The following is a 6139-nucleotide window of genomic DNA, read 5'->3' on the forward strand; positions in this document are numbered from 1 at the left end:
GACGCCGGCCAGGCCCGGCGCGCGGCCCAAGCCGCGGCCGGCGCCGGACGCCAGCCTGGACGTCTACGCCGAACCCGGCGAGCGCATCGACATCGGCGGCGGGCGCAAGCTCAACCTGCGCTGCAGCGGCGCCGGCGCGCCGACCGTGCTGCTGGAGGCCGGCTTCGGCTCCGACTCGCTGGCCTGGGCCAGGGCGCAGCCGCAGATCGCCCAACGCAACCGGGTGTGTTCCTACGACCGCGCCGGCCTGGGCTTCAGCGACGGCGGGCCGCTGCCGCGCGACCTCAAGGCCGACGTCGCCGACCTGCGCGCGCTGATCGACGCGGCCGACCTCGACACCCCGCTGATCCTGGTCGGCCATTCCTACGGCAGCCAGCTGGTGCGCCGCTACGACGAGCTGTATCCCAGGCAGGTGGCCGCGCTGGTGCTGGTGGATCCGCCGGAGCAGAACGTCGGCGAATTCTCCGCCTCCTACGCCAAGACCGAAGCGCAGATGGCGCCGCGCATGCTGGCGATGTACCGCAGCTGCGAGCAGGGCGCGCGCGACGGCCGGCTGGGCGCGCCGCGGCCGCCGTCGGAGCTGAAGAACTGCCTGCGCCCGCCGAACCCGAACTACAGCGACAGGCTCAACGCCTCGGTGCGCGCCTGGCGCTCCAAGCCAGCGTTCTGGGAGACGGTGATCTCCGGCTCGCAGGACCGGCTGTCGCTGTACGGCAGCGCGGTGGCCAAGAGCGAGCGCCACGACGGCAAGCCGGTGATCGTGCTCAGCGCCGAGCAGCCCTACGCCGGCGCGCCCGCCGACGACCTCAAGGCCTTGCTGGCCGCGCGCGAGCAGACCCATCTGGCGCTGATCGGCACCTCGCGTTACGCCAAGCGGGTGACCATCGCCGACAGCTCGCACGACATCCCCAACGACCAGCCGGCGGCGCCGGCGATCGCGGTGTTCGAGGCGATGGAGATGCGCAAGCAGATCGGGCGCTGAAGAAGCCCGAGGCGGTTATGGGGGCTGAGGCCCGATGCCTTTCGCTGTTGTGGGAGGGCCTTCAGGCCCGATGCTTTTGTGCCAGGTCGGCGCGGCCTGAGCGAAAGGCATCGGGCCTGAAGGCCCTCCTACAACAGCGAAAGGCGTTCCCGCCCGATGCGGAATACCGTCGGGCCTTTATTTCGCCCCGAATCGCTCACACTTCCTTACCGCGGCGGACACCAAGATCGCCTGTCCCGCGGCGCCGACGAGCGGCGACGCGGTCCACGACATCGCACACGAAACAGCGGGAGACGACATGGAACTGGGCATGGTCGGTCTTGGGCGCATGGGCGCCAATATGGCCGAACGGTTGGTGCGCGGCGGGCATGCGGTGATGGGTTTCGACCCCGGCGCCGCGGCGCGCGAACAGGCCGCGGCGCGCGGCATCGGCGCGGCCGCGTCGTTGGCGGAATTGATCGCGGCGCTGCCGGCGCCGCGCGCGGTGTGGCTGATGGTCCCGGCCGGCGCGGTCGATGCGACCCTGGCCGAACTGCGCCCGCTGCTGGCGCCGGGCGACACCGTCGTCGACGGCGGCAACTCCAACTACAAGGACACCGTGCGCCGCGCCGGCGAACTGCGCGAGCACGGCCTGCACTACGTCGATTCCGGCACCAGCGGCGGCGTGTGGGGCCTGCAGGAGGGTTACAGCCTGATGATCGGCGGCGACGAGGCCGCGGTCGAACGGCTGCGGCCGATCTTCGAAACCCTGGCGCCGGCGGCCGAGCGTGGCTGGGGCCGGGTCGGGCCCAGCGGTTCGGGCCACTTCACCAAGATGATCCACAACGGCATCGAGTACGGAATGATGCAGGCCTATGCCGAGGGCTTCGCCATCCTCGGGCGCAAGGCCGAGTTCGGCCTGGACCTGCACCAGATCGCGCAGATCTGGCGCCACGGCAGCGTGGTGCGTTCGTGGCTGCTCGACCTCAGCGCCGACGCGCTGGGCAAGAATCCTTCGCTGCAGGGCATCGCGCCTTATGTGGAGGATTCCGGCGAAGGCCGCTGGACCGTGGCCGAGGCGATCGACCTGGACGTGTCCGCGCCTGTGATCACCGCTTCGCTGATGGAGCGCTTGCGTTCGCGCGAGAAGGACTCCTTCGCCGACAAGCTGCTGGCGGCGATGCGCAACGAATTCGGCGGGCATGCGATCCGCAAGGAATGATGTGCGAGCGGGACGGCTCGGATCGCGAGGCGATCTGAGCCGAAAGCATCGGGACTGAAGTCCCTCCCACAAGGAAGACTCTTCTAACACAGGAGAGTCCTCCCACAGCGCGGTTGCCACAGGGCACCGGCTCTTGTGGGAGGGCCTTCAGGCCCGACGCCTTCCACTCCGATGCGACGCAGCGGCCCTACCCAAAAGCCGCGAAACCGACCCTCCGGCGCCGCCACGCGCAACGCCGCACCCGCGACTGCAACCGCCCGCACGCGTATACCGCGACTGCGCGCACCCGCCGCGCTAAGACCAAAGTCGATCTGCGAACCCGCGCAACTGCGTTCATGCGCGCGATGACGGCGGTCGCGCTTTGCCGCTTGCGTCCGCGCTAGCCTGCTTGCGCCCGCGGCGCCGAAGCATGCGCGTCGCCGCGGCCGCACCCGACCGCGCGCGCTGCGCCGCATCCGCCGCGCTGCGCAGTTCCCCTCCCGCCGCCGTCGCGGCGCGGACGCCTGGCGTCCGCGCGCGCCGCTGCGTGCGCGGTCGCCCACCGACCTTCCTCTTGCGGAGACTTCCCATGCAACACGCCACCGCCTTACCGCGCCGCGGCCTCAAACTGCTGTCGCTGGTCCTGGCCACCGCCGCCGCGCTCGGCGCCTCGCTCGCCGCGCAGGCCGCGCCGAACTATCCCTTCGGCAGCCATCGCCAGGCCTACGTCAGCGGCACGCTCAGCCCCAGCGTCGGCCGCGCCGCGGCCGATCAATCCACCGCTTCGTTCTATCGCGCGTGGAAGCAGCGCTATCTGGTCGCGGGCTGCAAGGCCGGCGAATACCGGGTCAAGGCCAGCACCGACACCGCCTACGTGGTGTCCGAAGGGCAGGGCTACGGCATGCTGATCACGGTGATGATGGCCGGCAGCGATCCCGACGCGCAGGCGCTGTTCGACGGCCTGCACCGTTACAACCGCGGCCATCCCAGCAGCGGCAACCCGGCGCTGCTGGCGTGGGCGCAGGACGCCAACTGCAAGAACGTGGCCGGTCCCGATTCGGCCACCGACGGCGACCTCGACATCGCCTACGCGCTGTTGCTGGCCGATCTGCAATGGGGCTCGGCCGGCTCGATCAACTATCTGTCCGAAGCGCGCAAGGTGATCGCCGCGATCCGCAGCAGCAACGTCAACGCCAACACCAAGCTGGTCACGCTCGGCGACTGGGTCAGCAGCAGCGAGCCGAACTACTACAACTCCACCCGCAGCTCGGACTGGATGCTCGGCCATTTCCGCGGCTTCGCCAGCAAGCTCGGCGACAGCTACTGGACCGGCGTGCTCGACGCCCACCAGACCCTGATCGGCAAGATGCAAAGCAGCTACGCGCCCAACACCGGCCTGCTGCCGGACTTCATCGTCAACACCCACACCACGGCCAAGCCGGCGCCGGCGAATTTCCTGGAGTCCGAATACGACGGCGCGTATTCGTGGAACGCCGGCCGGGTGCCGTGGCGCATCGGCATCGACGCGGCGGTCAGCGGCGACAGCCGCTCGCGCAACGCCGCGCGCAAGCTCAGCCAGTGGATCAAGAGCAAGGCCGGCAACAACGCCAACAACATCCGCAGCGGCTACAAGCTCGACGGCACGGTGACCGAGAACTACAACAGCACCTTCTTCACCGCGCCGTTCGCGGTCGCCGCCACGGTCGACACCGACCAGGCCTGGCTCGACAAGCTGTGGGCCTACCTCGCCAACGGCGGCACCAGCGACTACTACGGCGACAGCGTCAAGCTGCTGTCGATGCTGGCGGTGTCCAACAACTGGCTCAAGCCGTGATCGTCGCGGCCTGATCGCAGCGCGCCCGATCGAAGCAGGCCCGATCGCCGGGGCCGGCCCGCGCACGCCGCGGGCCGGCCCGTATGTTCATGCCCCTGTCAAGCGCCCGAGTCGGCAAAGTTTTGACAGTGCGCCTAGGTCGAAAGTCTATGGAGTTGTGCCGCCGGTCTCTTTTAGGATCGGCCTTCCGGTCGCGTCGGGGAACGCGCCGCAAGCGGTCCCCGCGCGGTACCGGCACCACTCAATGGAAAGCGAAGGGCCGCCCCCGGCCCCATCCTGCGGCGTTCGCGGCCGCCATCGACGAGGCAAGGGAGTCATGCGCAAGATCGAGTCGAACCTGTTGTCGCACCGTTTCATTCCTTCGCGCGCGCCGGTTTCGCGCTTGCTCGGCCAGTGCGTGGCCGGCTTGCTGCTGGCCGGCGTGTGCGCCGTGGCCTCGGCCTCGGGCGAGCCCAAGCCCTTCGATACCGCCAGCGTGCTCGAGCAGCAGAAGCAGATCCGCGGCGACATCGACGCCGGCCGCGGCGACTACGCCAAGCTCGAACCGGCCAAGCGCGACGAACTGCGCACGCGCCAGGACCGCTTGAACCAGCTGCTGCAGGGCCGCAGCTACGACCAGCTCAGCGCGAGCGAGCGCGACCAGGCGCACCAGGACCTGGCCTGGATCGCCCAGGCCTCCGGCAATGCCACCGCTTCGGCCGATCCGGACGAGAAGGTGGTCTGCCAGCGCGTGCGCTCGATCGGCTCCAACCGCATCGAGAAGGTGTGCAAGAGCGTGTCGCAGCGCCGCGACGAGCAGAAGAACCGGGTCGAGCCGCAGCTCGAGCGTCCGGGCATCCGCTGAGCGCAGCGGCCGCGCGCCTCGGCGCGCGGATACGACCGTTCGGTCGCCGGCCGCGCCATGCAGCGCGGTCGCGGCCGTGCGATGCGCTCAATCGCAGCAGCGGCAGGGCTGGCCGTTGCCGGGATTCCAGCCCGGCAACCCGCCGCAGCGGTCCTGGCAGACCTTGATGCTGCACAGCGCCTTGTCCGGCGGCGCCGACGAGGCGGCCTGAACGCCGAACCCGAATCCGAACGCGGCCAGCGCGAACGCGACCAGCCAAGCCTGCGACTTGCGTTTCATGCGCGATTCTCCCGAGGCGATCTTCCAAGGCGGCGGACGACACGAGCGCGCCCGCGACGCCGGCACTGTAGGCGCGCGTTGGCGCCGCCACCGCCGACTGGGTCACCGAACGCGGCGCAGGTGACAGTTGTAAGCGCGCCGCACCGCGCCCGCCGGCATCGGCGCCCAGGCCGGCGCGCTTGCCCTACACTGGGTTTTTCCCGCCGCCAAGACCGCATGAACCTTCGCCGCCTTTATTCGTTCGGCGCCGTCGCGCTGGCGCTGCTCGTGGCCGGCTGCGCCAGCGCGCCGCCGCACAATCCGCTGGCGCAGTGGCGCGGCTCGCCCAACTTCAACGAGCGGCGCGCGCAGTCGATCGTGCTCCACCACACCCAGATGGACAGCGTCGGCGAAGCCTTGCGCACGCTGCAGACCGCGAACTCGCAGGGCAAGGTCAGCGCGCATTACCTGATCGGCGAGGACGGGCGCATCTATCAGCTGGTGGCCGAAGAGCGGCGCGCCTGGCACGCCGGCGCGGGCCGCTGGGGCGACGTGTCGGATCTGAATTCGGCGTCGATCGGCATCGAGCTCGACAACGACGGCAGCGAACCCTTCGCCGAGGCGCAGATCCAGAGCCTGCTGCGCCTGCTGGCCGATCTGACTAAGCGGCTGGGCCTGCCGCCGCAGGCGATCCTCGCCCACGGCGACCTTGCGCCGGAGCGCAAGAGCGACCCGAGCGTGCAGTTCCCGTGGAAGCGCCTGGCCGATGCCGGCTTCGGCCTGTGGCCGCGCGAACCGCTGGCCGCGCCGCCGCCGGGGTTCGACCCGTGGGCGGCGCTGCGCCTGGTCGGCTACGACCTGCGCGATCCCGGCGCGGCGCTGGCCGCGTTCCATCGCCGTTTCCGCGGCAACGAAGCGCGCGAGTGGCAGCCGGGCGACGCCGAGGCGCTGTACGACTTGCAGCGGCAGCTGGTGGCCCTGCCCGACGGCGCGCCGCCGCCGTTGCCGGCGCCGCCGCTGCGCTGAGCGCGGCGCTTCAGC

At 70.6% G+C, this 6139-nt stretch carries 7 protein-coding genes; 5 read left to right on the top strand and 2 right to left on the bottom strand.

Annotated features, from left to right (window positions below; translation table 11 throughout):
• Positions 1 to 982, top strand: a 982-nt coding sequence (locus A7A76_RS06405) for an alpha/beta fold hydrolase (protein ID WP_206410405.1), incomplete at its 5' end; no start/stop codon positions are given.
• A gap of 15 nt (positions 983 to 997) precedes the next feature.
• Here the strand turns inward: A7A76_RS06405 and A7A76_RS26325 are convergent.
• A complete protein-coding gene (locus A7A76_RS26325) occupies positions 998 to 1147 on the bottom strand; it encodes a DUF6053 domain-containing protein (RefSeq protein WP_428995095.1) in 150 nt (49 codons plus the stop codon).
• Positions 1148 to 1280: 133 nt separating this feature from the next.
• On the opposite strand from A7A76_RS26325, the gene gnd reads away from it, so the two are divergent.
• From gnd to A7A76_RS06420, 3 genes are all read left to right on the top strand, one after another.
• Positions 1281 to 2183, top strand: coding sequence for a phosphogluconate dehydrogenase (NAD(+)-dependent, decarboxylating) (gnd, locus tag A7A76_RS06410; RefSeq protein ID WP_206410406.1), 903 nt, complete (start codon positions 1281 to 1283; stop codon positions 2181 to 2183).
• Between the two features lie 568 nt (positions 2184 to 2751).
• Complete coding sequence (locus A7A76_RS06415; protein WP_206410407.1) at positions 2752 to 3996, top strand: glycosyl hydrolase family 8; 1245 nt, start codon at positions 2752 to 2754, stop codon at positions 3994 to 3996.
• Between the two features lie 316 nt (positions 3997 to 4312).
• Positions 4313 to 4840, top strand: a complete 528-nt coding sequence (locus A7A76_RS06420; protein WP_206410408.1) for a hypothetical protein — start codon at positions 4313 to 4315, stop codon at positions 4838 to 4840.
• An 87-nt stretch (positions 4841 to 4927) separates the two neighbouring features.
• On the opposite strand, the gene A7A76_RS06425 is transcribed toward A7A76_RS06420, so the two are convergent.
• Entirely contained in the window at positions 4928 to 5119 is a 192-nt protein-coding gene (locus A7A76_RS06425; protein WP_206410409.1) for a hypothetical protein, read from the bottom strand.
• 216 nt (positions 5120 to 5335) lie between these two features.
• Here A7A76_RS06425 and A7A76_RS06430 point away from each other — a divergent pair, with 216 nt between their 5' ends.
• Positions 5336 to 6124, top strand: coding sequence for an N-acetylmuramoyl-L-alanine amidase (locus A7A76_RS06430; protein WP_206410410.1), 789 nt, complete (start codon positions 5336 to 5338; stop codon positions 6122 to 6124).
• Positions 6125 to 6139: the final 15 nt, after the last annotated feature.

Source organism: Lysobacter enzymogenes (assembly GCF_017168095.1).
GTDB lineage: Bacteria > Pseudomonadota > Gammaproteobacteria > Xanthomonadales > Xanthomonadaceae > Lysobacter > Lysobacter enzymogenes_D.

What these genes read in the sequence shown, in the direction of transcription:
- A7A76_RS06415 (WP_206410407.1), top strand. Translation starts at nt 2,752, where the DNA reads ATGCAACACGCCACCGCCTTACCGCGCCGCGGCCTCAAACTGCTGTCG.
- A7A76_RS06420 (WP_206410408.1), top strand. Translation starts at nt 4,313, where the DNA reads ATGCGCAAGATCGAGTCGAACCTGTTGTCGCACCGTTTCATTCCTTCG.
- A7A76_RS06430 (WP_206410410.1), top strand. Translation starts at nt 5,336, where the DNA reads ATGAACCTTCGCCGCCTTTATTCGTTCGGCGCCGTCGCGCTGGCGCTG.
- gnd (WP_206410406.1), top strand. Translation starts at nt 1,281, where the DNA reads ATGGAACTGGGCATGGTCGGTCTTGGGCGCATGGGCGCCAATATGGCC.
- A7A76_RS06425 (WP_206410409.1), bottom strand. Translation starts at nt 5,119, where the DNA reads ATGAAACGCAAGTCGCAGGCTTGGCTGGTCGCGTTCGCGCTGGCCGCG.